The sequence below is a fragment of the Pseudomonas sp. USTB-Z genome (assembly GCF_019691255.1).
GTDB classification, from domain to species: Bacteria; Pseudomonadota; Gammaproteobacteria; order Pseudomonadales; family Pseudomonadaceae; genus Aquipseudomonas; species Aquipseudomonas alloputida.
In genome coordinates this window covers 1-25984 of the sequence record NZ_JAECZP010000024.1, presented here as the reverse complement: position 1 = coordinate 25984, position 25984 = coordinate 1, and the positions used below count along the sequence as shown (strand labels likewise).

The window sequence follows — 25984 nt, the reverse complement described above, 5'->3', positions numbered from 1 at the left end:
TCCCTCAAACCCACAGCTTCTTGATGTCACGCCCGCCGCAGGTCAGGTTGACCATTGCGCGGGTCACCATGACGGCGGTGAACATCGAGGTGAAAATCCCGAGGGACATGGTAACCGCAAAGCCTTTGACCGGGCCGGTACCCATGGCGAACAGGATACCGCCGACCAGCAGGCTGGTCAGGTTGGCGTCGATGATCGCGGTGTACGCACGATTGAAGCCTTCGTGGATGGCACGCTGCACCGACATGCCGGCTTTCAGCTCCTCGCGGATACGCGAGAAGATCAGCACGTTGGCGTCCACCGCCATACCCATGGTCAGCACGATACCGGCAATACCCGGCAGCGTCAGGGTAGCGCCCAGCAGCGACATCAACGCCAGCAGCAGGACCATGTTGCCCGCCAGGGCGATGGTGGCGATCACGCCGAAGCCGCGGTAGATGGCGATGATGAACAGCGAGACGAACAGCATGCCCCACAGCGACGCATCGATACCCTTGGTGATGTTGTCAGCACCCAGGCTTGGACCAATGGTACGCTCTTCAGCGAAGTACATCGGCGCGGCCAGACCACCAGCACGCAGCAGCAGGGCCAACTCGGACGATTCGCCCTGGCCGTTCAGGCCGGTGATGCGGAACTGGCTGCCAAGCGGCGACTGGATGGTCGCCAGGCTGATGATTTTTTTCTCTTCGACGAAGCTTTGTACGGCAACGTCCTTCTCGACGCCGTCGACGGTTTGCTTGACGTAGCGGGTAACCGGCTTCTGCTCGATGAAGATCACCGCCATGCTGCGGCCGACGTTGCTGCGTGTTGCGCGGCTCATCAGCTCGCCACCGTGGCCATCCAGGCGAATGTTCACCTGCGGGCGGCCATGCTCGTCGAAGCTGGCCTGGGCGTCGGTAACCTGGTCACCCGTGATGATCAGGCCCCGCTCGACTGCGGCGGAGCGGCCGCCCTCACGGAACTCGAACACCTCGGTAGTGGCCTTGGATGCACCCGGTTCGGCACCGAAGCGGAACTCCAGGTTGGCCGTTTTACCAAGGATACGCTTGGCTTCGGCGGTGTCCTGCACGCCTGGCAGCTCGACCACGATACGGTTGGCGCCCTGGCGCTGTACCAGAGGCTCTGCCACACCCAGCTCGTTCACGCGGTTGCGCACGGTGGTGAGGTTCTGCTTGATCGAGTATTCGCGGATCTCGGCGACTTTCGCCTGGGTCAGCGCCAGACGCAGCACCGCAAGCTCGTTGCGATCGGTGGTGGTCAGGTCGAAATCATTGAAATTCTTGCGGATCAGGGCACGTGCCTGTTCGCGGGTGGCATCGTCAGCGAAGCCCAGCATGATGCCGCCATCCTGCTGAGGCAGGCTGCGGTAGCGGACGCGCTCTTTGCGCAGCAAGGTCTTGACCTCGCCTTCGTAGACTTTCATGCGGGCAGTCATGGCCTTGTCCATGTCCACTTCCAGCAGGAAGTGCACACCACCAGACAGGTCCAGGCCCAGTTTCATCGGGCTTGCGCCCAGGTTGCGCAGCCATTGCGGGGTAGTCTGGGCCAGGTTCAGGGCCACGACGTAATCATCGCCCAGTGCCTTGCGCACTACATCCTTGGCTGGCAGCTGGTCTTCCTGATTGGTCAGGCGGATCAGCCCGCTGCCCTTTTCACCCAGGCTTGCGCCCTTGACAGCGATCTTGGCATCGACCAGCGCCTTGCTGACGCGATCAAGGTCGGCCTGATTCACCTGCAGCGCCGAGCTGGCACCGCTGATCTGTACCGCCGGGTCATCCGGGTAGAGGTTGGGAGCGGAATAAATGAAACCGACCACCAGTACCAGCACGATCAGTGCATATTTCCACAGAGGATATTTGTTCAGCATCACGCCGCCCGTTCAAGACGCGGGGCGCGTTGCGCGCCCCGACTGGAAAATAAAACCGGTAACTCAGATAGCCTTGAGCGTACCTTTTGGCAGGGTCGCAGCAATGGCACCCTTCTGGAACTTCAGCTCGACAGTGTCGGACACTTCCAGCACCACGAAGTCATCGGAAACCTTGACGATCTTGCCGGCGATGCCGCCGTTGGTGACAACTTCGTCACCTTTCTGCAAGTTGCTCAGCAGGTTCTTCTGCTCTTTCGCGCGCTTGGCCTGCGGGCGCCAGATCATCAGGTAGAAGATGACCAGGAAACCGACCAGGAAAATCCACTCGAAGCCGGTACCGGCTGGGCCAGCGGCAGGTGCTGCAGCGTCCGCGTATGCGGCGGGGATGAAGAAGCTCATTGGGCACTCCTAATGTAATTTTCTAATAATGGATGCGGACAGTCAGTCCAAGGGCGGTACAGGAAGCCCGCGCTTGGCGTAGAAGGCGTCGACAAAGGCGGCCAATTTACCCTGTTGAATAGCCTCGCGTAAACCGGCCATCAAGCGCTGATAATGGCGCAAGTTGTGGATGGTATTCAGCATGCTGCTCAGCATTTCGCCGCATTTGTCCAGATGATGGAGATAGGCGCGCGAGAAGTTGGTGCAGGTATAGCAGTCACAGGTCGGATCCAGCGGCGATTCATCGTGACGATGGAACGCATTGCGGATCTTGATCACCCCTGTATCAACGAACAGATGACCGTTGCGCGCGTTACGCGTCGGCATCACGCAGTCGAACATGTCGACGCCGCGGCGCACACCCTCAACGAGATCTTCCGGTTTGCCTACCCCCATAAGGTAACGAGGTTTGTCAGCAGGCATCTGGTCCGGCAGATAATCCAGCACCTTGATCATTTCGTGCTTGGGCTCGCCCACCGACAGGCCGCCAATGGCCAGGCCGTCGAAACCGATGTTTTCCAGGCCTTCCAGCGAGCGCATGCGCAGGTCCTGGTACATGCCGCCCTGGACAATGCCGAACAGCGCTGCGGTGTTGTCGGCATGGGCGTTCTTCGAGCGCTGGGCCCAGCGCAGCGACAGCTCCATGGAAGTGCGTGCCACATCGTGCTCGGCCGGGTACGGGGTGCACTCGTCGAAGATCATTACCACGTCCGAGCCCAGGTCACGCTGAACCTGCATCGACTCTTCCGGGCCCATGAACACCTTGGAACCATCGACCGGCGAAGCGAAGGTCACGCCCTCTTCCTTGATCTTGCGCATGGCACCCAGGCTGAATACCTGGAAACCACCGGAGTCGGTGAGGATCGGGCCTTTCCACTGCATGAAATCGTGCAGGCCGTTGTGCTTCTTGATCACCTCGGTGCCCGGACGCAGCCACAGGTGGAAGGTGTTGCCGAGGATCATCTCGGCGCCGATGGCCTCGATGTCGCGTGGCAGCATGCCCTTGACCGTGCCATAGGTCCCTACTGGCATGAATGCCGGGGTTTCCACGGTGCCGCGTGGGAAGGTGATGCGACCCCGACGGGCCTTGCCGTCGGTGGCCAGCAGTTCGAAGGACATTCGACAGGTGCGACTCATGCTTGATCCTCGGGCCCGCGTGGCGCCGGATTGCGGGTGATGAACATGGCATCACCGTAACTGAAGAAGCGGTACCCGTGCTCGACCGCCGCTGCGTAGGCAGCCATGGTCTCGGGGTAGCCGGCGAAAGCCGAGACCAGCATCAGCAGCGTGGACTCCGGCAGATGGAAGTTGGTGACCAGGGCATCGACCACATGGAAAGGCCGGCCCGGGTAGATGAAGATGTCGGTGTCGCCACTGAAGGCCTTGAGCACACCATCACGCGCGGCGCTTTCCAGCGAACGCACACTGGTGGTGCCAACCGCGATCACCCGACCACCACGGGCCCGGCAGGCCTCGATGGCATCGACCACATCCTGGCCCACTTCGAGCCACTCTTTATGCATGTGGTGGTCTTCGATCTTGTCGACCCGCACCGGCTGGAAGGTGCCGGCGCCCACATGCAGGGTGACGAAAGCGCGCTCGACGCCCTTGTCGGCGATCTTTTCCAGCAGCGCCTCGTCAAAGTGCAGGCCTGCGGTAGGCGCGGCAACCGCGCCGGCGCGCTGGGCGTACACGGTCTGGTAGCGCTCACGGTCGGCGCCCTCGTCCGGGCGGTCGATATAGGGCGGCAACGGCATATGGCCGACACGGTCGAGCAACGGCAGCACCTCTTCGGTGAAGCGAAGCTCGAACAGCGTGTCATGGCGCGCGACCATTTCGGCCTCGCCACCGCCATCGATGAGGATGACCGCGCCAACCTTGGGCGCCTTGCTGGCGCGCACATGGGCCAGCACCCGGTGGCTGTCGAGCACGCGTTCGACCAGCACCTCCAGCTTGCCGCCGGAGGCTTTCTGGCCGAACAACCGCGCCGGGATCACCCGGGTGTTGTTGAACACCATCAAGTCGCCGGGGCGCAGATAGTCGAGCAAGTCGGGGAATTGCCGGTGCGCCAGCGCGCCGGTAGGCCCATCGAGCACCAGCAGACGGCTGCCATGGCGCTCGGCCAACGGGTGGCGGGCGATCAGGGAATCAGGGAGTTCGAAGGAAAAATCGGCGACGCGCATGATGATGTTCGGTTCGGCAGGGCCGGGAAGTTTAGCCCAATGTGTGAAAATTGACCATGAAAGCCGATTGACCGACCAGCGGCACCTCTTTATACTGCGCGCCACGCCCTGATGGCGGAATTGGTAGACGCGGCGGATTCAAAATCCGTTTTCGAAAGGAGTGGGAGTTCGAGTCTCCCTCGGGGCACCAAATCCGGAAAAACCGACCTTATGGTCGGTTTTTTTTTGCCCGACGATTTTGTCGGGCTGGGCCAAGGCCCTCTCAGGGACGAACCGCTGTCACTTCGATCTCAACCCGCCAGGCAGGATGCGCCAGGCCTGCAATCTGGAACGCCGAGCGCGCAGGTAGCACCGGCTGCTTGGCGGCTGGCCCGAAGAACTGGGTGTAGCCAGCCATGAAACCGTCGAAATCCATCTTGCCGCCGTTCTCCGGCCCACCCACCAGGAAAACCTGCATCTTCACCACGTCAGTCAGGCCAAGACCCAGCGTTTTCAGCTGCTGCTGGATGCTTTCAAGCACATTGATGGTTTGTGCCTTGGTATCACCGTAGGCTTCCAGCGAATCCTTGGGCGCATCGGGATGGATCACCGACGGGACGGAACCGCTCAGATAGACGACCGACTTCCCGGCAGGAATCTCTACAGCCGACGAGATAGGGAAACTACCTGCGCCATGGCGCACGATATCTTGTGCATGAACGCTGCCACCGGCTATTCCCAACGCCAATGCTGCAACGGTCTTGAAAGCGCATTTCATATTTCTCTCCTGATGGTTACACAAGAATGTACACGCACCGTTTATGCGTGTACGGGTCATTCCATTGCGGTATGCGTATTTAGAATCGATACAAACTGAAGGGTTTCGGGTCCAGCACCGGCGCCTTTCCAAGCAGCAGGTCTGCCGTCAGCTCGGACGACACCGGGCTTTCCGTCATACCCCAACCGGTCGCGGTGTTGATGACCAGGCCTGGGTACTCGTTGACCTGCGAAATGATCGGGTTCTCATCCGGGGCGATGGCCATGGCACCGCTCCACTGATCGATCAACTTCGCATCTTTGAAGGCAGGGAACTCGACTTTGAGCTTTTCCAGAGATGCATCCAGCTCTGGAATATCCGGGGCCGCCGTCATCAGCCTGTTTTTCTCGAAGGGCGATACCTCGTCCAGCCTCCACTGGGTGGGCTGAGTGAACGAATCGATCAGTTGCTTGTTGAGTGAGATGTGCACCGGGAAGTCGGGGATGGCCAGCAATGGCAGGTATTTATAACCATACATGAACGATTCTTTGACCACCGGGGCAACGACGACGCGCGGCGAGGTGGCGTATGTACCGTCGGCCTGCTCACGGAAGTAGATATTCCCTGGCAATGCAACGTTGCCCCCCGGTGCACGGGGCGCCGCGCTGATGATTTGCTGGGACTGGTAGGCCGGCAAGGTAGGCACATCGACGCCCAGGTTCTGCATGAACAGCCTGGACCAGGCGCCGCCTGCCACGACCACGCGAGAAGTCCTGATGGCGCCCTTCTCGGTCACCACATCGGAGATGACGCCCGCCTGGGTTTCCAGGCCCCTTGCGGCGCAGTGGGTGTAGATGCGCACACCCATTTTCTTGGCGTACTCCGCCATGACAAACGATGCGCGCTCGGCGTCCAGGCTACCGGAGTCTTCCTCTAAACCTGCAATTTTCCAGCTTGAGGATGCACCGCGCAGCCGCTGTTCGAGTTCATTCCCCTGAATGATCCGAGTCTTGAAGGGGTTGTCCGCTGCTACTTCCCGGCTTTTGACATCGATCCACTTTCTGACGTTTTCCAGGTCTTCTTCATCGAAAGGAACTTCGACCCGGCCCTGTGTGCGATAGCTGGTATCTGCACCCACTTTGGCATTCATCTCGCGCCACCGTTGTTTGGCAAGATGGTGCAACTGGAACGTCGCATCAGGCATCTTGTAGGTCATGACCTGACCATAGAACCTGCATGACTGCTCGCCGGCAATCTCACCTTTTTCAACGACGACTACCGAGAGGCCACGCTCGACAAGATTGATTGCGGTCATGAGCCCCAGAATACCAGCGCCAACAACGACGACGTCTGCCTGTTTGGGAAGCGCACCTTCGCTACCTTCTACAAAACCAAACCGCGGTTTGCCGGGGATCAACCTGCCTTCGCGGGTCAGCAAGGGGGTCAGAATGCCTGCGCCACCTGCAATAGCCACGACGCCGCCGCCGATCAAAAATTTACGCCTCGTCATTCCCATGACACTTTCCTTTCCTGGTAATCGGTGTGGGTTCATCAGCTCAGGCGGCGAGCCACCTACCCGGCCGCCAGCCGCCGCGGCCAACTTTCGGCCACCGCGTCAGGCTGATGTTTAAAATTGAAGGGCGGCTATTTTGTTGATGACCCGCTTCGGGAAAAAGCGCTGTGGGCAAATACTTAGTTCAGCCATTTTGAAACTATCGCGCAAGTGACATAAATAGTTGATATGGCGACACTCAACACTCGAAAGAGGGAAGTTAGTTCGGGCGAAGATGCTGGCTTAGTTCCGAAAGTGCGCGGGGGCAATAAGCGCTGCGGATTCAGTAACTGTGTGGGTGCATAGCGTTATGCGGCAACACTTCATTGCCACATATTCAGTGTGGACAAGGGCATCAGGATCCGACGGTGGTAGATCTGTCCAATGCACAGGGAGGCATGGAGCGGATCGGCACGGATTAGCAGAGCCTGTTCAGGTTCAGTGAGCACCCGATCCAGATGGATACCCGTTGCGAGACCATCGAGCGCAACCTGGGGTCAATTTTTCGTGTGTCCGCCCGTGGCTCAGGCGCTCTTCACGCCGAGATCTTCAGCAAACCGAAGCAAGTAGCCGTCCGGATCCTGCACCAGGAAATTGCGCTGGCCGACCAGCATGCCGCCCTGGCGGTACCAACACTCTTCAATCGGCTTTCTGATGCTATGCCCCGCAACCCCCAGCGACGCGACCAAGGCCAGTGCATCAGCGCATTCGATCGACAGGTTGATGCCTCGACCATACGGCGGCTCCAGCGGGCCGACCCGCCAGGGTGACTCACTCTGCCAGTCCTGCTCCAGCATCAGCTGGCTGCCGCCAAAAGACAGAAAGGCAAAATGCTCTTCTGGCCGGTCGTATTCAATCTTGAAGCCGAGTACGCCGCAGTAAAATGCCAGGCTGCGAGGTAGATCAGAAACAATCAGCTCCGGCACCAGGGGGATTTAGCTTAAACAATGTTCTGATTCCTTTCAGGGTAAGTCGACTGGCAACTATGAACAGGTCGCCCTGAAAAAGGTAGCTTGTCAGTGTGGTCGCCCAATGCAGCTCAATGCAGTTCACACCCTCAGATCCGCCCGAAAAAAAATCCCTTCACTTTGACGCCGCCCCAATGGCTCTGGGACCTGTAGCCATACCTGCATTCTATTGGCCGCCGTCATGACTAACACTTAAGCTGTCATTCGTCGGATATATGCCGAAAGTATTGCTAGCGTAATGGCACTTAGCCATAGTTGCGTTCCCATTTTTCCACGCCCTGTGTGACACATGAAAACAATCGCGCCCTGCATGGCGGCAATGATGCTGCTCAGTGGGTGCAATGGAGTGCCAACGTCGTACGTTTCAGATCCCGTCTACAGTCAGGCTTTCGTGGTCACTTCTGGTGCCCCTCTGCCGATGTTGCTGATGGCCAGCGCCATCCAGTGGAACGAGGATTACGCTGTAACCGCCAAACACACCCCCTTCCTGCGCAACGTGGTCCACGAGGGCCTCGGTGACGTAGTGTTCTTCAAGCACAAAGCCAGCAGCGTGCCGCACTGGCGCCAGTACGTGCCAGGGGAAGCCGTGACGGCGGTGGGCTTCAACAGTTTCATGATACCGATGCAGGGCAAGGGCCATGCCCTGTCGTCGCTGGTACGGCTTGAAGGTACGCCTGGCAGTGTTTTCTACTCGGTGCATGACGGCCCGATCACCAAAGGCATGTCGGGTGGGCCGGTGTTTGCCGATGACGGCACGGTGGTAGGCATCAACGTCGCCATCATTCCCACCAGCGAGATCGACGCCGGCAAGCGCCCGGACCTGGCCGGTAAAGATCGCATCAGCGTGTTCATGTCGTTTAGCGAGATCGACAAGGAATGGCGGCGCTATCAGTACCTGTTGGCGCACAAGGCCAAGCCGAGGGCGCCGGCTGCGGTCAAAGGCTACGTGGCGGTGGCCGCCAAGCCGTGAATCGGGGCGCGGTGTTGGATGGAAAGCGGCCTATGATGTGAGGCTGATGGCCTCTTCGCGGGTAAACCCGCTCCTACAGGGCCTGCACAGGATCTGAGCCTTGTGCAGTACCTGTGGGAGCGGGTTTACCCGCGAAGAGGCCCTGCCAGCCAACGCGAGAAGGACCTGCCATGCACCTGACCCATCGTCCCATCCGGCCTGAAGACATCCCCGTTATCTGCAGCTTCCCGCAGAGCCCGGACGAACTGTTCTACATGTTCCCCAAAGCCACCTACCCCCTCACCCCCAACCAGCTGAGCGACGCCATAGCCCAACGCAGCGGCTCCACGGTAGTGGAAGATAACGGCGCTGTCCTGGCCTTCGCCAATTTCTACAAAGCCGAACATGGCGGCCTATGTGCCCTGGGCAACGTAGTGGTGGCCCCCAGCGCCCGCGGCCTTGGTGTAGCGCGTTATCTGGTAACGGCAATGATCGACCTCGCCCGCCAGCAGTACAGCGCCCGGGAGGTCTGGGTGTCATGCTTCAATCACAACACCGCAGGCTTGCTGCTTTATCCACAGCTGGGCTTCACACCGTTCGGCATCGAGGAGCGGCAGGCGTGGGACGGCACGCGGGTAGCGTTGGTGCAGATGAAGCAAATACTGACTTAACCGAGCTGGATCAGCGGGTCATTGCATGTGGCTGAACGAGAAGGTCCACCCCCAGAGCACGAATGACCCTCAATACAGTGTCAAAACGAGGCTTCGCGCCAGGGCTCAGCGCCTTGTACAGGCTTTCTCTACCCAGCCCACTCTCCGTAGCAATATGTGTCATGCCCCGTGCACGAGCGATATGGCCAAGTGCTCGAATGATTTCCTCGGTATCGCCATTTGATAGCACCTGGCTAAGGTATTCACTGATTGCCTCATCGCTGCTCAACAAGGCTGCCATATCAAACGGGATCAATTTTTCGCTCATTTCATCTCCTTCAGCAGCTTTCTGGCTTTGAGGATGTCGGCGGCTTGGGTGGACTTGTCGCCGCCGACCAGCAGTAAAACCAACCTCTGCCCCTTTTGCGTGAAATCGACGCGATAACCGGCAGCTACGTCGATGCGAAGCTCACCAATACCGCCTCCAAGCCACTTGATGTCACCAAGATTGCCCGCCGCTGCTCGCTCCAGCCTACGACCTATCGCCAACCTGGCCCTCAAATCTCTCAAGCTCGATAGCCAAGCGGCAAAGCTTTCCGTCTGTTCAACGAGAAACATCAAGTGGTCACCCAATCGTATCCTTATGGATACACCCATTCAAGGATTGAAGCGACCCGCTCTGTCGTTTTTGAGCTGAATCAGGAATTCAGGCACGTCTGATAGGCTGGTCGGAGTTTTCCCTTCGTTTCAGCTACATAATCCCTTGCAACATTCAACCCTCGAACCTTCGACGAGCCTCGGCGTCCCATCCTGCATCCCCCGCGTTTCGAGGTGCCCCCACGTGAAAGACGTCATCGCCCGCAAGTACCGCCTGGTGGTGAAGACCATCGGCTATATCGGTTGGTCGCTGTTCTGGCTGCTGATCTGGGATGTGCTGGTCACCATCGATTTCATGCTGTTCTTGAACAGCAAGTTCACCCTGCCACTGATCCCGCTGACCCTGCTGGGCTCAGCCTTGGTGGTGCTGGTGAGTTTTCGCAACAGCAGCGCCTACAACCGCTGGTGGGAGGCTCGCACCCTGTGGGGCGCGCTGGTGAACAGTTCGCGCAGCTTCGCCCGGCAGACGCTGACGCTGATCGATGACCCGGATGACGGCCTGAACCCGGTCAAGGCCACCCTGCTGCGCCGGCATATCGCCTATGTGAACTGCCTGGCGGCGCACTTGAAAGGCGAAAGCTGCCCGGAGGAGCTGATGGCCTTCATCCCACCGGCGGAGTTCGAACGGCGCAACCGCTCGAACAATTTCGCCAATGACATTCTCGGCGGCTCGGCAGCCTTGCTGGCGCGGGAATACCAGGCCGGGCGGCTGGACAGCATTCGCCTGGCGCGGCTGGAGTCAACGTTGGTAGACCTGTCTAACGCCCAGGGCGGCATGGAGCGGATTGCCAATACGCCATTGCCCTACCCCTATGTGTATTTCCCACGGCTGTTCATCACCCTGTTCTGCCTGATCGTGCCCGTGGGGTTGGTGGAGTCGCTAGGCTGGTTCACGCCGCTGGCGTCGACGGTGGTAGGGTTCATGTTGCTGGCCATCGAGCGGATCGGCACGGACTTGCAGAGCCCGTTCAGGTTCAGCGAGCATCAGATCCAGATGGATACCATATGCGAGACGATCGAGCGTAACCTGGAGTCGATGCAGCGGGAGGCGCAGTGTGCCGAGGCTGTAGACGCTTGAGAGATATAGGGGCTGCTTTGCAGCCCGGGCTCTCCGTCAGGCCCGCACATAGCGCTGACGCAACACATCACTCGACACATCCACCAGCAACACCAACACCAGCATACCGATGATCACCGTGCTGGCCTGGGCCTCCTGGAACAGGCTCAAGGTGGTGTACAGCATCTGCCCCAACCCGCCCGCCCCGACAAACCCAAGCACGCTGGCCATGCGGATGTTGTTCTCCCAGCGGTACAAGCTGTAGGCCAGCAACTGCGGCCACAGGTTGGGCAGGGTACCAAAGCAGAACGCCGCCACCTGGCTGCCCCCCTGCAAACGGATCGCTGCCGCCGGCTCGGGCGGGGCGTTCTCAAGCGCCTCGGCAAACAACCGCCCCAGCACGCCAGCGGTGTGCAACGCCAAAGCCAGGGTACCGGCATTCGGCCCCAGCCCAGCCGCCAGCACAGTCAGCGCAGCCCACACCAGTTCAGGAATGGCACGCAAGGCATTGAGCAGCAAACGCGCGGCCCCTTGCAACGGCCAACCGAAGCGGCCCGCCGCCGGCAGTGCCAGCAACATCCCCAATACCATCGCCAACAAGGTGCCCATGCCAGACATGGCCAGGGTTTCCAGCGCCCCGCGCCACACCGCCTTGAGGTGCCCCGCAGACAGATCCGGCTGCAGGAAGCGCCCGGCGTACTCGCCCATCTGCCCCAGCCCGCCATTGCCGACCAGTGCGTGCAGGTCCAGCTCCAGGTATGCGAACGAGGCCACCACCGCTGACACGATGGCACCCAATAGCACCAAGTTGATCACCCGGTTCATGCCAGTCTCCAGCGCAGCAGGCGGCTGAGCAGGTCGGCCAGGATCACCAGCAGCAAGAACGTCAACAGCATGCTCGCCACTTGCGCACCCGCAAACATGCGCATCGACAGGTCGATCTGCTGGCCCAGCCCGCCAGCGCCGACAAAGCCCATCACCACCGAAGCCCGCACCGCGCACTCCCAGCGGTACACGGTGTACGACACCACTTCGGAGGCAGCATTGGGCAGGATGCCGTAGAAAAACGCCGCCAGCCGGCCACTGCCCGCCTGCAACAAGGCATGCGCCGGGCGCTGGTCGACCGACTCGAAGATTTCGGCGTAAACCTTGCCGAGCATGCCACTGTAGGTGATGGCGATAGCCAGTACGCCCGCCGTCGGTCCCAGCCCCACGGCGCGCACGAACAGCAACGCCCAGACGATCTCCGGCACGCTACGCAGGAAAATCAGCAGCCCACGCACCGGCAGGCGCAACAGTCGCGACCAGAACCCGGCCCGCCCACCGCGTGAAGCAGCACGCAAGGACAAGGCACGGCTGGCCAGCAAGCCAGCCGGGATCGCCAACAACAACGCCAGCGCCATGCCGGCAGTCGCCACGGCCAGGGTCTGCAAGGTGGCTTCATACAGCAGTGCAAGAAAATCGGCATCATGTGCCGGCGGCCAGAAGGCGCTGGTAAAGCTGGCAATCTGCTGACGGTTGTCCGCCTGCAACAGCACCCCGGGGTTCAGTTCGCTTGACTGGATAGCCGGCCACAGTACTGCTACCGCCAACAGGGCCAGCAGCAACCGTGGCAGCAGCGCCGGGTCGCGGGCGTCAGCCTTTAGCATCGCGGAATCTGCACGGTCAGGATCGGCCCTTGGGTTGGCGGCGGAGTCAGTTGTTCGTTGGCATACAGCGCGTCCAGCAGATGCTCGGTGACCGCTTCGGCCGGGCAGTCGAACACAACCTGCCCTTCCCGAATGCCAATCACCCGCGGAAAATGCGCCAGCGCGAGCTCTACGGCGTGCAGGCTCGCCACCAACGTCACGCCAGTCGCTTGGGCATGGCGATTGAGCAAGGCCAGGCTGTGGTCGGCCAACACCGGGTCCATGGCCGACACCGGTTCGTCGGTCAGCAGCACCTGCGGGCGCTGGTACAACGCCCGAGCAATGCCCACCCGCTGCAACTGGCCACCGGACAACTGCCCACACTGCACGAACAGCTTGTCGGCCAGGCCCAGTTCGGCCAAGGCCTGGCGCGCCCCCGGTACATCGCTGGGGTACAGCAGGTTGAGCAAGCCGCGCAGCGTACCCCACTGCCCCAGGCGACCCGCCAGCACTGCGGTCACTACCCGCTGACGCGGTGGCAAAGGCGGCGCCTGATGCACCAGGCCAACCTGCGCGCGCAGTCGCTGGCGTGCCCTTGCCGACAGCGCCCAAGGCTGCTCGCCAAGCAACTCCAGGCGCCCACTGGTGGGCTGAACGGCCGTGGCCATCAGGTGCAGCAAGCTGGACTTGCCCGCCCCCGACGGCCCGATGATGGCGACACGCTCGCCCTGCGCGATCCGCAGGCTCACCGCGTCAAGCGCGCGTACCTGGCCATGGCGCAGGCTGGCACCGTGAAGATGGATTGCCGCATTCGAAGCTGTCACTTGAGCAGGCCGGCCTCGCGTGCAGCTTGTTCGGTGCCCTTGTAGTTCTCAGGCTTGGTCTCGATGAAGCGGCTGGCGGCCTGCAGGTCCAGGATCGCCTTGTGCTCCGGGTTGCTCGGGTCAAGGTCCAGGAAGGCTTTCTTGATTTTCTGTTTCAACGCCGGGTCCATGTTGCCGCGCACGGTCCAGTTGTAGTCGAAGTAGGTCGGGGTGGTGGCGAACACCTTCACCTTGGTGGTGTCGACCTTGCCGGCATCCACCAGCTTTTGCCACACGCTGGCGTTCAGCACGCCAGCCTCGACCTTGCCAGCCTGCACCCAGGCCACGGTGGCATCATGGGCGCCAGAATAGGCCACGCGGCTGAAGTACTCTTCAGGCTTGATATTGTCCTGCTTGAGCATGAAGTAACGCGGCATCAGGCTGCCCGAGGTGGACGAAATGGAACCAAAGGCAAACGACTTGCCCTTCAGGTCGCTCAGGCTCTTCACGTCGGGGTTGGCGGTGATGAAATTGGACGTGAACTGTGCGTCCTGCTCACGCTGTACCAGTGGCGTGGCGGTCGGGTCCTTCAGGTGCACCTGAACGAACGTGAAGCCCCCCAGCCAGGCCAGGTCGAGACGGTCTGCGGCCAGCGACTCCACCACCGCCGGGTAGTCGGCCACGGGTACGAACTTCACCTCCATGCCCAGTTGCTTGGCCAGGTACTCACCCAAAGGCTTGAACTTGCGCTGCAGTTCGGTCGGCGCTTCGTCGGGGATGGCGCTGACCCGCAGGGTTTCGGCGGCCTGAACGACAGCGGCACAGCAAGACAGCACGAGGCCGGCGGCAAGCGCCAGGGGGCGGTTGAGCATGGGTGTTCTCCGGTTCAATAGCGGGGAAGTGCCGACACATTTGCCGACACCGGGAATTATAAGAGGCAAGGGCCTAAAGGCCAGCTTTGCTACAATCGCGCAACAATTTGACCTGCAGAGGTGCATATGAGCGAGCCGATTCGCCTGACCCAGTACAGCCATGGCGCCGGCTGTGGCTGCAAGATCTCCCCCAAGGTGCTGGACGTGATCCTCGCCGAAAGCGGCACCCAGGCCCTGGACCCGAAACTGTGGGTCGGCAATGCCTCGCGCGACGATGCAGCAGTGTACGCGCTGGACGACGAGCGCGGCGTGGTTTCGACCACCGACTTTTTCATGCCGATCGTCGATGACCCTTACGACTTCGGCCGCATTGCCGCCACCAACGCCATCAGCGACATCTATGCCATGGGCGGCGACCCGCTGATGGCCATTGCCATCCTCGGCTGGCCGGTCAACGTGCTGCCGCCGGAAGTCGCCCGCGAAGTCATCCGCGGCGGCCGCGCAGTGTGTGCCGAAGCGGGTATCCCGCTGGCCGGCGGCCACTCGATCGACGCGCCTGAGCCGATCTTTGGCCTGGCCGTCACCGGCGTGGTCAATAAACACCACCTCAAACGCAACGACACTGCCAGCGCGGGCTGCCAGCTGTACCTGACCAAGCCTCTGGGCATCGGCATCCTCACCACCGCCGAAAAGAAGGCCAAGCTGCGCGTGCAAGACCAAGGCCTGGCCCGTGACTGGATGTGCACCCTCAACACGCCCGGCAGCCGCTTCGGCAAGCTGGACGGGGTCAAGGCCATGACCGACGTCACCGGCTTCGGCCTGCTCGGCCACCTGGTCGAGCTGGCCGAAGGCAGCGGCCTCACCGCGCACCTGAACTACGCCGCCGTGCCACGCCTGCCTAGCGTCGACCACTACCTGGCCGAAGGCTGCATCCCCGGTGGAACCCTGCGCAACTACGACAGCTACGGGCACAAGATCGGCGCCCTCAGCGACGACCAGAAGCACCTGCTTTGCGATCCCCAGACCAGCGGTGGCTTGCTGGTTGCTGTTGCCCCGGAGGGTGAAACCGAGTTCCTCGCCGTGGCTGCCGAACTGGGCCTGAAACTGTCTCCGATCGGCAAGCTGGTCGAGCGACAGAGCCATGCGGTCGAGGTGATCTGATGCGCCCCGACTGCACCGACTTCCGTCAGCTGTTCTTCGACGACGTGCCGATGATGGACATGCGCGCCCCCGTCGAATTCGCCAAAGGCGCCTTCCCTGGCGTGGTAAACCTGCCGCTGATGAACGACCAGGAGCGGCAGAAGGTCGGCACCTGCTACAAGCAGCAGGGCCAGGCCGCCGCCATCGCCCTGGGCCACCAGCTGGTCAGTGGCACCACCAAGCAAGCCCGTCTGGAGGCCTGGGCAGCGTTTGCCAAGGCGCACCCTGACGGTTACCTGTACTGCTTCCGTGGCGGCCTGCGTTCGCAGATCGTGCAGGGCTGGCTGCGCGATGAGGCGGGTATTCAGTACCCGCGTGTCAAAGGCGGCTACAAGGCCATGCGTACCTTCCTGCTGGAGACTACCCAGCAAGCGGTGGAGCAATGTGATTTCGTACTGGTCGGTGGACTGACCGGCACCGGCAAGACCGATGTGCTGCACCAGTTGGACAACGTGCTGGACCTTGAAGGCCACGCCAACCATCGCGGCTCCAGTTTCGGCAAGCGCGCCACGGCGCAACCGGCGCAGATCGACTTTGAAAACCAGCTGGCAATCGACGTGCTGAAAAAGCGCGCCCGCGGTATCGGGCAGTTTGTGCTGGAAGATGAAGGCCGCATTGTTGGCAGCTGCACGGTGCCGCTGGAGTTGTACCAAGGCATGCAGCATTACCCGCTGGTGTGGCTTGAAGACAGCTTCACCAACCGCGTGGAGCGCATCCTGCGCGACTACGTGGTCAACCTGAGCGCCGAGTTCAAGGCCGTGCATGGCGAAGAAGACGGTCCCCGGCTGTTTGCCGAACGTATGCTGCAGAGCATGGCCAATATCTACAAGCGTTTGGGTGGAGAGCGCCATCAGCGCTTGTCCGAGATGCTGCGCGAAGCCTTGCAAGAGCAGCAGCGCAGCGGCGCAGTAGACCTGCACCGGGGCTGGATCGAAGGCTTGCTGAACGAGTACTACGACCCGATGTATGCCTACCAGCGCGCAGCCAAGGCCGAGCGCATCGAGTTTGCCGGGGATGCCGTGGAAGTGCGCGAGTACCTCAAGGCCCGGGCGCTGCGCGAACCGCGCAAATAGAACCAGCACCCTGCAGTGCCCTGTAGGAGCGGGTTCACCCGCGAAGAAGGCAACGCGGAGCAGGACACCGGTAAAGCCGGTGTTCGCGGCTGAACCCGCGCCTGCAAATGTGGGCCAATCATGCCTGAACAGGCGCTACTGCCCAGGGCTAAGCACCCGCTCCAGCTCCGCAGCGCGGTCGCGGGTCATGTCCAGGATGCAGGTGCCACCTTCCAGCTGCGCCAGGGTCCCGCCACTGGCCTGTACATGGAACTGGCAATTGCCATCACGGTAGGCCAGCCACTTGCGCTGCACATCCCGCAGGCTCTTCTGCTGCCCGGCATCCAGCTTGCCCATCAACTGCTTGTACACCCGGTTCAAGCGCTGGTCCTGCACTTGCGTTTCGGCCCCGATGCACGCGCTCATGGCCACGGTGCTGGAGGCCTTGTCCATGCACTGCCCGTAGGCCGCCGTGTAATCGTCCGCCATCGCTACCGGTAGCACGCAGGCCAGTGCCAGGCCTGCCAGGTAATGCTTGATCATGCTAACCCTCCTTGTGGGTATCAAAGCGTCTGCGGCTGCTCCGGAGGCATCAGCACCTTGCCTGGCTCGAAGCGCAGCGAGGGCATTTGCGTCGCTGCATACAACGTTACCCCCAGGGCGGCAATCAAGGCGACATCAAGCCAGTTCCAGCCTGGCATGTCGTCAGCCCTTCGCGCCTTCCAGCAAAACCAGGCTTGCCCCAGGCAAAACACCACCATTGCTACCAGCCACAGGTAGAAGCCAGCACCAAAACCGGTAAGGTCATGAAACTCGTAGCTGCGGTTATCCGGCAAGCGGTCGATGCCAAAACTGCTGGCAGCCAGATACGCCGCCCCAAGCCCGGCCAGCAAGGCCAGCCGGCGAAACCGCCGATGAGCCAGGATGGCCAGGGCCAGCAGCGGATTGGCAAACCATTGGTACAAGCCGAACGGCATGCCCCATGGCCCGTACAGCAGCATCTGCAGGGCCGGCATATGACGCTCGCCGCTCATCAGCGCACCATCGAAGAACAGGGCGAGCAAATACAGCAGCAGGCTGATACTCAGGTAGAAAGCGGGCAAAGGGGATTCCTGAGAGAAACGGGACAGCCTACGACCTTAACCCAGGCCCTGCCCCGCTTCCAAACCCTCAATAGGTGCCGCGCAGGGTCACCATGAAGTTGCGTGGCTCACCATAGTAGTTGCCATAGGTCGAAGTACCCACGGTTTCGTAGTACTTCTTGTCGAACAGGTTGTTGCCGTTGAGCGTGACGTTCCAGTGATCATCGACACGGTATTCGACCAACGCGTTCCAGATCGCATAGCCGCTCTGGTCGAAGTCGAACGGTACGTTTCGCTCAACCAGCGCGCCGCTGCTGTCGTAGCGATTCACTGTACCGCTCATGTACGTGGCGCTTTGCACCTGCACGCCGCCGCCGACCTTGAAGTCGCTGAGGATACCCGGCAGCCGGTAGGTGCTGTACAGCTTGAACAGGTGCTTTGGCATCACCGTGCTCAGCGGTGCATCGGCGCTGCGGTTACGGTTCAGGTTGAAGGTGTAGCCCCCCACCAGCATCCAGTCCGGCAGCAGCTCGCCAGACAGCTCCATGTCGATGCCCTTGCTCACCACCTTACCGTTGGACACATAGCAGCAGCTGCCCGAGAAGCCGGCGTTGGTGGCCAGGAAGTTCGGGTCTTGCACCGCTTCGTTTTCGCGGGTGCTGTAGTACAGCGCCACGCTGGCGTTGAGCGCGCCATTGAACAACTCACCCTTGAGGCCGGTTTCGTAGGTTTTGCCGGTCATGGGCTCAAGCGGCGAACCGCTTTGCGCAGGGCCGCTGATTCGGCTGGACTGCGGTTTGTAGATTTCCGAATAGCTGACGTATGTCGACCATTGATCGTCAAGGTCGTAGACCAGGCCACCGAACGGGGTGACCTTCGTGCCTATACGCTGCTCCGGGCTGGAGATACTTGCTGGCGAGGTCAGGTTGTTGGTGTAGGTCTGCCAAAAGTGGAAACGCTGTGCACGCGCACCGACAATCAGGTGCAGGGGCTCGGCCAGCTGCAAACGCAGGCTGCCGTACAGGCCGTACTGACGTTGCGAGTTGGGGCTGTAGTCGCGCTTGTAGTCACGCCCGTTGCCGGGGTCGTCGAATGCCGAGCTGTCGGGGTCGAACACGTTGGCCGGCGCGCCCGAGGCGGCATAAGGCGCAGTGCCCAGCCACCGGCTGTCGATCTTCTGGTAGTCGGCGCCGAAGACCACTTCATGGTCCAGACCAAAGGCCTGGAAGTGGCCAGAGACGTTACCGTCATACAGGTGCTGCTCGTTCTCCTGGCGGGTCGAGGTGCCGTACCAGGTCGCCCCGCTATTGGTCACCGGGTCTACTGCATTCAGGGTGGTCGCCGTCTTGAACAGCCCAAGGTCCCACGTGTTGGTGTAGCTGAGGTTGAGCTTCCAGTCGTCGTTGAATCGGTGGTCCACCTTGGCGAAGTACTCGCGTGCGGTGGCGTCGAGGTAGGCCCACTTCTTGGTCAGGCCGGTATGCCGTGGCAGGTTCAGGTCAGCACCATTGCTGTAGCGCGGCACCGCGCTGTTGCTGCCGGTTTCGTGGGATTTGTTGTAGCGAGCACCGAAGGTGAGCATGGTGTCGTCCGTAACGTCCGCCTCCAGCACGCCATACACCAACGGCCGCTCGGTGGCGCGGTTGTCGGTAAAATACTGGCGATCGGTGTTGGACATCACCAGGCGACCACGCACGCGGCCATCCCAGCCCAGCGGGCCGGACAGGTCGAACTCCTGGCGATAGTTGTCCCAGCTACCGGCCGACAGGGTCAGCTTCAGCTGGTTAAAGGAAGTCGGCCGCTTGCGCACCATGTTGATGATGCCACCCGGGTCACCCGAGCCACCATACAACGCAGCAGTACCGCGCAGTACCTCGATGTGGTCGAACTCGGCCAGTTCGAAGATGTTCGACGAATAGAACGAACCCATGGCGGTGCCCAGCGCCTGCGGTGCAGCGCCGTCGATCTGCAGGTTCTGGATACTGAAACCACGCGAGATGAAGTCCTGGGTGCGGAAGGTGGTGCTCTGGGTGACGATCCCCGGCGTCACTTTCATCGCCTGGTTGATGTCGGTCAGTTGCTGGTCTTCAATCAGCTGGCGGGTCACGGTCGACACCGATTGCGGCGTCTGGCGCAGGCTGGTCGGGGTCTTGGAGCCAACGCTGATCAGGCCCGGTGCGTAGGAGCCGGTGTTCTCGGTACTCTGGCCCATGCCCTGCCCGGCTACGGTGGTCACGCCAAGTTCCATCGCCTCACTGCTCACCGCCGCTTGCGGCTCGGCCACCAGCCGGTAGCCGTTATCGCTACGCTCTACCCGGTAGCCACTGCCGGCCAGCAGCACGGCAAAACCGCTGTCCACCGAATACAGGCCATGCAGGCCGTTGCTTTGCAGGCCGGCCAGTGCTTCGGGGGTGAAGGCCAGCGACACGGCGGCTTGCTGAGCATAGCTACCCAGCGCCTGGGCCAGGTTGCCGGCGGGCACTTCGAAGCTGCGGCGGGCGGCCTCCTCGGCGACGGCCGGCAGGGCCGCAACGGATAGGGCCAGCCCGGCCCAGGAAAGGCGCAGGGCCAGGGCTAGCGGGCTGAGGACGGGGTGGCCAGGGAATCGGCGCATGGTGGATCGGCTCCTTGTTCTTGATCGGTTGGCCTCTTCTCTGACGGGCCACTGCGCAGAAGCGGAACCACCTGAATCAATTTTCTCGTGAGACGGGCTCGACCGTGGTCCACCAGCGGCCAACGCCGCCGATACGAATCGGCAGCGCCTCGGCCAGCAGGCGCAGGGCCCTTTCGCTGTCATCCAGAGGCAGTACCGCCGACACCTTGATCGCCTGCATTGCCTGGCGGTCGAAGCGCAGCACGCCACGGCGTTGCTCGGCCAAGGCATCGAGCACCTGGTCGAGCGGTACGCCGTCGGCCACCAACTGGTGATGCTGCCAGGCCCGAACGACCCGTGCCGGGTCGATGGCCGGCAACGGGCCAAGCCCGTCACGCGCCACCCATGCCCGCTCGCCCGGGCCGACGACCAACTGATCGCCGGACACGGCAGTGCGCGCCTCGACCCGGGACTCAAGCATGGTCAGCTCGCTGCGAGCGTGGCCTTCGCTGACCACGAAGCGCGTACCCAACGCCTTGAAGCTGCCTTCCTCGGTCTGTATCACGAAGGGTCGCGTCGGGTCATGGCTGACATCTACCAGCACCTGGCCATGCAGCAGGCGGATGCGCCGCTCGCCAGTGCTGAACTCGACATCCACGGCAGAGTTGCCCGCCAAGGTCAGCTGCGAGCCATCTTCCAAGGTTTGGCTGCGCCACTCCGCCGGCGCTGTATGCAAGTCGGCCAGCCAGTCGCGCGGCGTACCACCGGAAAGGCTCAGTGTGCCCAGCAAGGAGATTGCCAGGGCCAAACCGAGCAACGTGCGCCGTGCACCCGAGCCTGAAGCCGAAACCTGTGCGCCGGCGCGCAGCCCGGCGCCCACCGGTCCGCGTTGCTCGCGCAGTGCCTGCACCTGGCTGATCACCCCTTGCATGCGGCGCAAGGTGGCGCCGTGGCGTGGGTCGGCCTGCAGCCAGGCGTCGAACTCGCGCGTCTCGTCGGCATCCAGCTCACCCTCGCCCAGGCACAGGGCCCACTCGGCAGCTTCCTGTTCGATACGCGAGGGATTCACGGTTCGGCAATGTCCAGCGTGCGGTGGCAATGGATCAGGGCCTGGGCCAGGTACTTGCGCACCATGCGTGGGGAAATCTGTAGGCGTTTGGCAATCTGAGGCTGGGTCAGGTCGTCCAGGTAGTAACCGACGAAGGCCTCGCGGGCATTCACGTGCAGGCCTTCCAGCAGGAAAGCGATCTGTTCCAGCGCTTCGAGGGTGATGAGGATGCTTTCGGGAGACTGGTGCCCTTCCAGCGCCTCGGCAGCCAAGGCAAGTTCGCTGAGGTAGGCCTCCTCGATTTGCTGTCGGCGCACCCGGTCGATCAACAGGCGGCGTGCGGTGGTACTGAGGTAGGCGCGTGGCTCGCGCATGCCCAGCAAGGCATCACGCGAGGCCAGGATGCGCACGAAGGTGTCCTGGGCCAGGTCGGCTGCGCTGTGCGAACAACGCAGCTTGCGACGTAGCCAGCTGAAAAGCCAGCCATGGTGCTCGCTGTACAGCTGTTCAAGCGGGTACGGGCTCGGTGAGTCGGCTACGGGCATGGGGCACCGGGACACAAGTGAGAATTGTTCCCGAATAGTAGCTATTCGCCGTAAGACTATGCAACAGGTGGTTCGAGCAACAAGCCGTAAATGCCAGAGTCGGACAACTCTCCCGCCACGCACCAGCGCGCCCGCAAGGTGCCTTCCAGCACAAAACCTTGCCGCTCCAGGGTGCGTGCCGAGCCCTGGTTGCGCGGGTCGATTTCGCCTTCCAGGCGGCGCATATGCAGGGTGTGGGCGAGGTAGTCGATGAAGCAGGTCAGCGCTTCGTCCATGTAGCCCCTGCCCTGCACGGCGCTGGCCAGGCAGTAGCCAATTTCGCCACGGCGGGAAATGTCGTCGATGTTGAACAGCTGGACCATGCCGATCAGTTCGCCGTTGTCGCGGCGGTACATGCCGAGCTTGAGTTGGTCGCCATTGGCATAGGCTTCGCGGTCGGCGGCCAGGGCGCTTTCGGCCTCGGCCAGGTCTTGCCAGGGTGCATGGTGCCAATAGCGCATGACCTCGGGGTCGGCCATGATCGCCAGCCACTGCGCGGCATCGGCATGGCGCATGGGGCGCAGTTGCAGCCGTGGGCTGTCGAGGCAGAGGTCACTGGGGAAACTGCGGGGAGGGGTCACGCCGGATCTCCTGTCCATTGCTGGGGAGATGACAGTTTAACGTCAAGTGCAGGGTTCAGGCATCTCGGGCAGCTTTGCAGCCGTCGCCGGCAGGTTCACCACAGGCCAGGAGCCTTGCACGCTATCTGTGGGAGCGGCCTTGCGTCGCGAAAGGGCTGCAAAGCAGCCCTGGCAATTCTCGCGGCGCCGCTGATGCCTGGGGCCGCTGTGCGGCCCTTTCGCGACGCAAGGCCCACATCGACCGCGTCAGGCTGATCGATACTTCAGGCCACCTCAGCCCCATCATCAGGCCAATGCGGCTCGTTGGCCTCTGGCGGAGTCAGCGGCGGCAGGCCATACGCTGCCCGCGCATCATCACAGCTCGGGTTATGCACCCCACCCTCCCACGACGCATCAAACTCGCGGCACGGGCTGGAACGGTTGGCGTAAATCGTACAAGCCACCTCTTTACCGATCTCGCCCTGAAGGCTGACACAGCGGCAAGGCTTGGCATCGGTGCCGATCATGGCAACGCGCGTGGGGTTGATCTGTACCACCAGGTCGTCCGGCACTACGCCCCCGGCAGACTGGCATTCGCCCCAGAAGAAGGACACACGGAAGTACCCGCAGCAGGCGCCGCAGTCAAGGCAAGGGTTATATTCAGACATGATGTCACGGAGGGAAGGTGGTTGTTATCGGGGCTGGCCCGCGGCGCCATTTTTAATCCAACCAGGGGCCGCTGGATAGAGGGGGAATGCAAAAAAAGTTGCCGCTGATCCGGCCACTGAACAAGGGCGACCAGTGCATTCACCGGCCGCCCCCTTTCAGCTAGCAGATGGGCTGGTAGGCTTCAGCATCCCAGCGTTGTAAACCCAGGCCTTCGCTCGGCTTGTAGTTGCCCCCCTGTACCTTGCTGAACTGCGTATGCACCTCACCACAGTGCACCAGACGATCATTTTTATCGCCCTCGGTGAGTACCGTGTAGGACTCACTGCGCATGGCCTGATACTGCCTGTCGGCGGCCGCCATGACCTGGTGATACTTCATCAACTGGCTGCTGCTCAAGGCCAGACGTTTGTCCAGGTGCACGCCCCAGCGGGTCAGGCAAACCTCGGCAAAGTGGCGAACGATCAGCCCAGGTTCGGCCAGCACCTTGCCATCGCCTGCGCCATCAGCCGAGGCGTTGCCCACCAGCGTGGCATGGCGACCCGGCATCGGATAAACGCATATCCGTGTCCCTTTGGCGACCGAAGGGATCACGCAGGCAAAACCTTTGGAGCGCTCATCCCTTGAGTAGAAGCCTACGTACTCTTTGACGTTATCCGCCAACGTTACGCGCTCGGCCTGTACGTTACCGACGCCAGGCACCGGGTCGATGGCAAATATGTTCACCGGTATGCCCCGCAATACCGGGTCTTGCGCCATGGCATTGGCCAGCATGTGGCAGCTGATCCCTCCCCTGCTCCAGCCCACCAGGTTGACCTGGGTTGGCAGGCGCGGTTTGCGGAACATGCTGATGATGCGCTCCTGCAGTTCCTGCGGGGTCGGGTGGCGATCGCCATAGTCGTAGGTTCGCCAGAACCATGAGGCGGAGGAAGACACGTCCGGAATGGGCACGCCGGCAGCTTTCAGCCGCTCGTATTCTTGCTCACTGAGTTTGGTGCGCCGCCAGCTGCTTTCGCCTTTGATGACCTGCAGCACATGGTTGACGTTCTCCTCCCAGCCGCGGCCAAACAGCTGGCCGGTCCAGTTGAAATAGCCGCCGGGTTCGACGAACAGGTTGTCATCCTGAAGGTTGCCGCTGCCTGGGCCATCGACGGCGATCCAGTGGGCGAATTCCCGGCTCTGGTCATTACTGGCCAGGGTCGAGACCAGCTCGCCATTCCAGAAGTTGGGATTGGCGTCGTCGAAACGGTGCGAGCCAGTGCCGCAGAAGTAGGCGGTGAAGACACTCATGGGGAGATCTCTTTGGTGAGAAATGAGTGCTGACGGTAGGCGTACGGGTAACCAGAAGGCAGGCGGAAAACTCACCCAAGAGGCAGTTGGGGCTGCTTCGCAGCCCCAATGGGCTTACTTGCGAGCCAAACCATCAGCCCGGAACATTTGCCGGATCCCGCGGATGGCCTGGCGAATACGGTCCTGGTTCTCGATCAACGCAAAGCGAACATGGTCGTCCCCATAGTCACCAAAGCCGATCCCCGGCGACACGCAGACCTTGGCCTCAGCCAGCAGCTTCTTGGAGAACTCCAGCGAACCCAGGTGTGCATACTCCGGCGGGATCTTCGCCCACACGTACATCGACGCCTTGGGGTTCTCGACCATCCAGCCCAGTTCGTGCAGCCCTTTTACCAGCAGGTTACGGCGCTGGCGATACTGCTCGGCAATGTCGCGCACGCACTGTTGGTCGCCTTCCAGCGCGGCAATGGCTGCAACCTGTAGCGGGGTGAAGGTGCCATAGTCGTGATAGCTCTTGATCCGTGCCAGGGCGCTGACCAACTCGTGGTTGCCGACCATGAAGCCGATGCGCCAGCCTGCCATGTTGTAGCTCTTGGACAGAGTGAAGAACTCCACCGCAATGTCCTTGGCACCCGGCACCTGCATGATCGATGGGGCTTTCCAGCCGTCGTAGACGATATCGGCATAGGCCAGGTCATGCACCACCAGTACGTTGTACTGCTTGGCCAGGGCCACCACGCGCTCGAAGAAGTCCAGCTCCACGCACTGGGCGGTCGGGTTGGACGGGAAGCCCAGGATCATCATCTTCGGCTTGGGGATGGACTCGCGAATGGCCCGCTCAAGCTCGTTGAAGAAGTCCACACCCGGCACCAGCGGCACCGAACGCACCTGAGCACCTGCAATCACTGCGCCGTAGATGTGGATCGGGTAGCTGGGGTTGGGCACCAGCACCGTGTCGCCCTGGTCGAGGGTGGCCAGCATCAGGTGGGCCAAGCCCTCTTTCGAGCCGATGGTGACGATGGCTTCGCTTTCCGGGTCGATGTCGACCTCGTAGCGGTCCTTGTACCAGTTGGAGATGGCCCGGCGCAGGCGCGGGATGCCGCGCGAGGTGGAGTAACCGTGGGTGTCTTCACGTTGGGCGACCTGTACCAGCTTCTCGACGATGTGCGGCGGAGTGGCGCCATCGGGGTTGCCCATGCTCAGGTCGATGATGTCCTCGCCACGGCGGCGGGCGGCCATCTTGAGCTCGGCGGTGATGTTGAAGACGTAGGGGGGGAGACGATCGATGCGCGCAAAGCGGCGCGGCGAACCTGGGTTGGCCATGGCTTCCTCTGAGGACGTAAGCGCCCGGAACCGTCCGAGCGACGTTGGCCGATGTGGCGGCCTGGATCAGAAGATAGTGCCGAAACATGATCCCTGTAAAGGATAATTTCCTGTTTTATTAGAACTTTTCAGATCTATTTTTTGAAAATCAGGCATTTTTATTTTTCTGTGCTGGCCTCTTCGCGGGTAAACCCGCTCCTACAGGAACCTTGTAGGAGCGGGTTTA

At 61.6% G+C, this 25984-nt stretch carries 27 protein-coding genes, 1 tRNA gene and 1 pseudogene; 7 read left to right on the top strand and 22 right to left on the bottom strand.

Going from position 1 to position 25984, the window contains the following annotated elements:
* Window positions 1-4: 4 nt before the first annotated feature.
* The 4 genes from secD to queA form a co-directional block, all read right to left on the bottom strand.
* Window positions 5-1867, bottom strand: coding sequence for a protein translocase subunit SecD (gene secD / locus I8746_RS22525; protein WP_110744937.1), 1863 nt, complete (start codon window positions 1865-1867; stop codon window positions 5-7).
* Between the two features lie 63 nt (window positions 1868-1930).
* The gene (yajC, locus tag I8746_RS22520; RefSeq protein ID WP_003248556.1) at window positions 1931-2266 is read right to left on the bottom strand and encodes a preprotein translocase subunit YajC; all 336 of its coding nucleotides are present in this window, start codon (window positions 2264-2266) and stop codon (window positions 1931-1933) included.
* Window positions 2267-2308: 42 nt separating this feature from the next.
* Window positions 2309-3424, bottom strand: a complete 1116-nt coding sequence (gene tgt, locus I8746_RS22515; protein WP_003248558.1) for a tRNA guanosine(34) transglycosylase Tgt — start codon at window positions 3422-3424, stop codon at window positions 2309-2311.
* A gap of 14 nt (window positions 3425-3438) precedes the next feature.
* Complete coding sequence (queA, locus tag I8746_RS22510) at window positions 3439-4488, bottom strand: tRNA preQ1(34) S-adenosylmethionine ribosyltransferase-isomerase QueA (protein WP_004576301.1); 1050 nt, start codon at window positions 4486-4488, stop codon at window positions 3439-3441.
* Between the two features lie 105 nt (window positions 4489-4593).
* Between queA and I8746_RS22505 the strand changes: the two genes are divergently transcribed.
* Window positions 4594-4678, top strand: a tRNA-Leu gene (locus I8746_RS22505).
* 72 nt (window positions 4679-4750) lie between these two features.
* On the opposite strand, the gene I8746_RS22500 is transcribed toward I8746_RS22505, so the two are convergent.
* The gene (locus tag I8746_RS22500) at window positions 4751-5245 is read right to left on the bottom strand and encodes a RidA family protein (RefSeq protein ID WP_012051241.1); all 495 of its coding nucleotides are present in this window, start codon (window positions 5243-5245) and stop codon (window positions 4751-4753) included.
* A 79-nt stretch (window positions 5246-5324) separates the two neighbouring features.
* Window positions 5325-6740 (bottom strand): FAD-binding oxidoreductase, encoded by a 1416-nt coding sequence (locus I8746_RS22495; RefSeq protein ID WP_012051240.1) that lies wholly within the window; start codon window positions 6738-6740, stop codon window positions 5325-5327.
* A gap of 434 nt (window positions 6741-7174) precedes the next feature.
* On the opposite strand from I8746_RS22495, the pseudogene I8746_RS27670 reads away from it, so the two are divergent.
* A pseudogene (locus tag I8746_RS27670) lies at window positions 7175-7285 on the top strand (effector protein); the annotation flags it as partial.
* A gap of 15 nt (window positions 7286-7300) precedes the next feature.
* On the opposite strand, the gene I8746_RS22490 reads toward I8746_RS27670, so the two are convergent.
* Complete coding sequence (locus I8746_RS22490) at window positions 7301-7702, bottom strand: VOC family protein (protein ID WP_017148107.1); 402 nt, start codon at window positions 7700-7702, stop codon at window positions 7301-7303.
* A gap of 364 nt (window positions 7703-8066) precedes the next feature.
* Here I8746_RS22490 and I8746_RS22485 point away from each other — a divergent pair, with 364 nt between their 5' ends.
* Both I8746_RS22485 and I8746_RS22480 read left to right on the top strand, forming a co-directional pair.
* The gene (locus I8746_RS22485; protein WP_017148106.1) at window positions 8067-8714 is read left to right on the top strand and encodes a trypsin-like peptidase domain-containing protein; all 648 of its coding nucleotides are present in this window, start codon (window positions 8067-8069) and stop codon (window positions 8712-8714) included.
* 170 nt (window positions 8715-8884) lie between these two features.
* The gene (locus I8746_RS22480) at window positions 8885-9364 is read left to right on the top strand and encodes a GNAT family N-acetyltransferase (protein WP_047603278.1); all 480 of its coding nucleotides are present in this window, start codon (window positions 8885-8887) and stop codon (window positions 9362-9364) included.
* A 10-nt stretch (window positions 9365-9374) separates the two neighbouring features.
* Here I8746_RS22480 and I8746_RS22475 read toward each other — a convergent pair whose 3' ends face one another.
* Both I8746_RS22475 and I8746_RS22470 read right to left on the bottom strand, forming a co-directional pair.
* On the bottom strand, window positions 9375-9671 hold the full coding sequence (locus I8746_RS22475; RefSeq protein WP_004576347.1) for an addiction module antidote protein: 297 nt from the start codon (window positions 9669-9671) through the stop codon (window positions 9375-9377).
* Complete coding sequence (locus I8746_RS22470) at window positions 9668-9961, bottom strand: type II toxin-antitoxin system RelE/ParE family toxin (protein WP_088513028.1); 294 nt, start codon at window positions 9959-9961, stop codon at window positions 9668-9670. The genes I8746_RS22475 and I8746_RS22470 overlap by 4 nt, the downstream gene beginning before the upstream one ends.
* A 223-nt stretch (window positions 9962-10184) precedes the next feature.
* Here I8746_RS22470 and I8746_RS22465 point away from each other — a divergent pair, with 223 nt between their 5' ends.
* Window positions 10185-11078, top strand: a complete 894-nt coding sequence (locus tag I8746_RS22465; RefSeq protein ID WP_014861462.1) for a bestrophin family protein — start codon at window positions 10185-10187, stop codon at window positions 11076-11078.
* Between the two features lie 36 nt (window positions 11079-11114).
* Here the strand turns inward: I8746_RS22465 and phnE are convergent, their stop codons facing one another.
* The 4 genes from phnE to I8746_RS22445 are packed head-to-tail and all read right to left on the bottom strand — an operon-like array spanning window position 11115 to window position 14360.
* Entirely contained in the window at window positions 11115-11882 is a 768-nt protein-coding gene (phnE, locus tag I8746_RS22460; RefSeq protein WP_003248573.1) for a phosphonate ABC transporter, permease protein PhnE, read from the bottom strand.
* Window positions 11879-12706, bottom strand: coding sequence for an ABC transporter permease (locus tag I8746_RS22455; protein ID WP_003248575.1), 828 nt, complete (start codon window positions 12704-12706; stop codon window positions 11879-11881). The genes phnE and I8746_RS22455 overlap by 4 nt, the downstream gene beginning before the upstream one ends.
* Window positions 12700-13509, bottom strand: coding sequence for a phosphonate ABC transporter ATP-binding protein (locus I8746_RS22450; protein WP_221101071.1), 810 nt, complete (start codon window positions 13507-13509; stop codon window positions 12700-12702). The genes I8746_RS22455 and I8746_RS22450 overlap by 7 nt, the downstream gene beginning before the upstream one ends.
* Window positions 13506-14360: a putative selenate ABC transporter substrate-binding protein gene (locus I8746_RS22445; protein WP_221101070.1), complete on the bottom strand. Its 855-nt coding sequence runs from the start codon at window positions 14358-14360 to the stop codon at window positions 13506-13508. The genes I8746_RS22450 and I8746_RS22445 overlap by 4 nt, the downstream gene beginning before the upstream one ends.
* A 126-nt stretch (window positions 14361-14486) precedes the next feature.
* Between I8746_RS22445 and selD the strand changes: the two genes are divergently transcribed.
* Window positions 14487-15521 carry a selenide, water dikinase SelD gene (selD, locus tag I8746_RS22440; RefSeq protein WP_088513031.1) on the top strand — a complete coding sequence of 345 codons (1035 nt, stop codon included), beginning with the start codon at window positions 14487-14489 and terminating at the stop codon, window positions 15519-15521.
* Window positions 15521-16633 carry a tRNA 2-selenouridine(34) synthase MnmH gene (mnmH, locus tag I8746_RS22435; RefSeq protein ID WP_221101069.1) on the top strand — a complete coding sequence of 371 codons (1113 nt, stop codon included), beginning with the start codon at window positions 15521-15523 and terminating at the stop codon, window positions 16631-16633. The genes selD and mnmH overlap by 1 nt, the downstream gene beginning before the upstream one ends.
* A 135-nt stretch (window positions 16634-16768) precedes the next feature.
* Here mnmH and I8746_RS22430 read toward each other — a convergent pair whose 3' ends face one another.
* From I8746_RS22430 to alaC, 9 genes are all read right to left on the bottom strand, one after another.
* The gene (locus I8746_RS22430) at window positions 16769-17155 is read right to left on the bottom strand and encodes a lysozyme inhibitor LprI family protein (RefSeq protein ID WP_012051232.1); all 387 of its coding nucleotides are present in this window, start codon (window positions 17153-17155) and stop codon (window positions 16769-16771) included.
* Window positions 17156-17175: 20 nt separating this feature from the next.
* Window positions 17176-17715: a hypothetical protein gene (locus I8746_RS22425; RefSeq protein ID WP_004576355.1), complete on the bottom strand. Its 540-nt coding sequence runs from the start codon at window positions 17713-17715 to the stop codon at window positions 17176-17178.
* A 67-nt stretch (window positions 17716-17782) separates the two neighbouring features.
* Window positions 17783-20308 carry a TonB-dependent receptor gene (locus I8746_RS22420; RefSeq protein WP_221101068.1) on the bottom strand — a complete coding sequence of 842 codons (2526 nt, stop codon included), beginning with the start codon at window positions 20306-20308 and terminating at the stop codon, window positions 17783-17785.
* Window positions 20309-20384: 76 nt separating this feature from the next.
* Window positions 20385-21356, bottom strand: coding sequence for a FecR domain-containing protein (locus I8746_RS22415; RefSeq protein ID WP_221101067.1), 972 nt, complete (start codon window positions 21354-21356; stop codon window positions 20385-20387).
* Window positions 21353-21880: a sigma-70 family RNA polymerase sigma factor gene (locus tag I8746_RS22410; protein ID WP_012051229.1), complete on the bottom strand. Its 528-nt coding sequence runs from the start codon at window positions 21878-21880 to the stop codon at window positions 21353-21355. The genes I8746_RS22415 and I8746_RS22410 overlap by 4 nt, the downstream gene beginning before the upstream one ends.
* A gap of 56 nt (window positions 21881-21936) precedes the next feature.
* Complete coding sequence (locus tag I8746_RS22405; protein ID WP_003248588.1) at window positions 21937-22500, bottom strand: GNAT family N-acetyltransferase; 564 nt, start codon at window positions 22498-22500, stop codon at window positions 21937-21939.
* Between the two features lie 263 nt (window positions 22501-22763).
* The gene (locus I8746_RS22400; protein WP_003248590.1) at window positions 22764-23147 is read right to left on the bottom strand and encodes a YkgJ family cysteine cluster protein; all 384 of its coding nucleotides are present in this window, start codon (window positions 23145-23147) and stop codon (window positions 22764-22766) included.
* Window positions 23148-23307: 160 nt separating this feature from the next.
* Entirely contained in the window at window positions 23308-24435 is a 1128-nt protein-coding gene (locus tag I8746_RS22395) for a hypothetical protein (protein WP_221101066.1), read from the bottom strand.
* 114 nt (window positions 24436-24549) lie between these two features.
* On the bottom strand, window positions 24550-25758 hold the full coding sequence (gene alaC, locus I8746_RS22390) for an alanine transaminase (protein WP_012051226.1): 1209 nt from the start codon (window positions 25756-25758) through the stop codon (window positions 24550-24552).
* Between the last annotated feature and the right edge of the window lie 226 nt (window positions 25759-25984).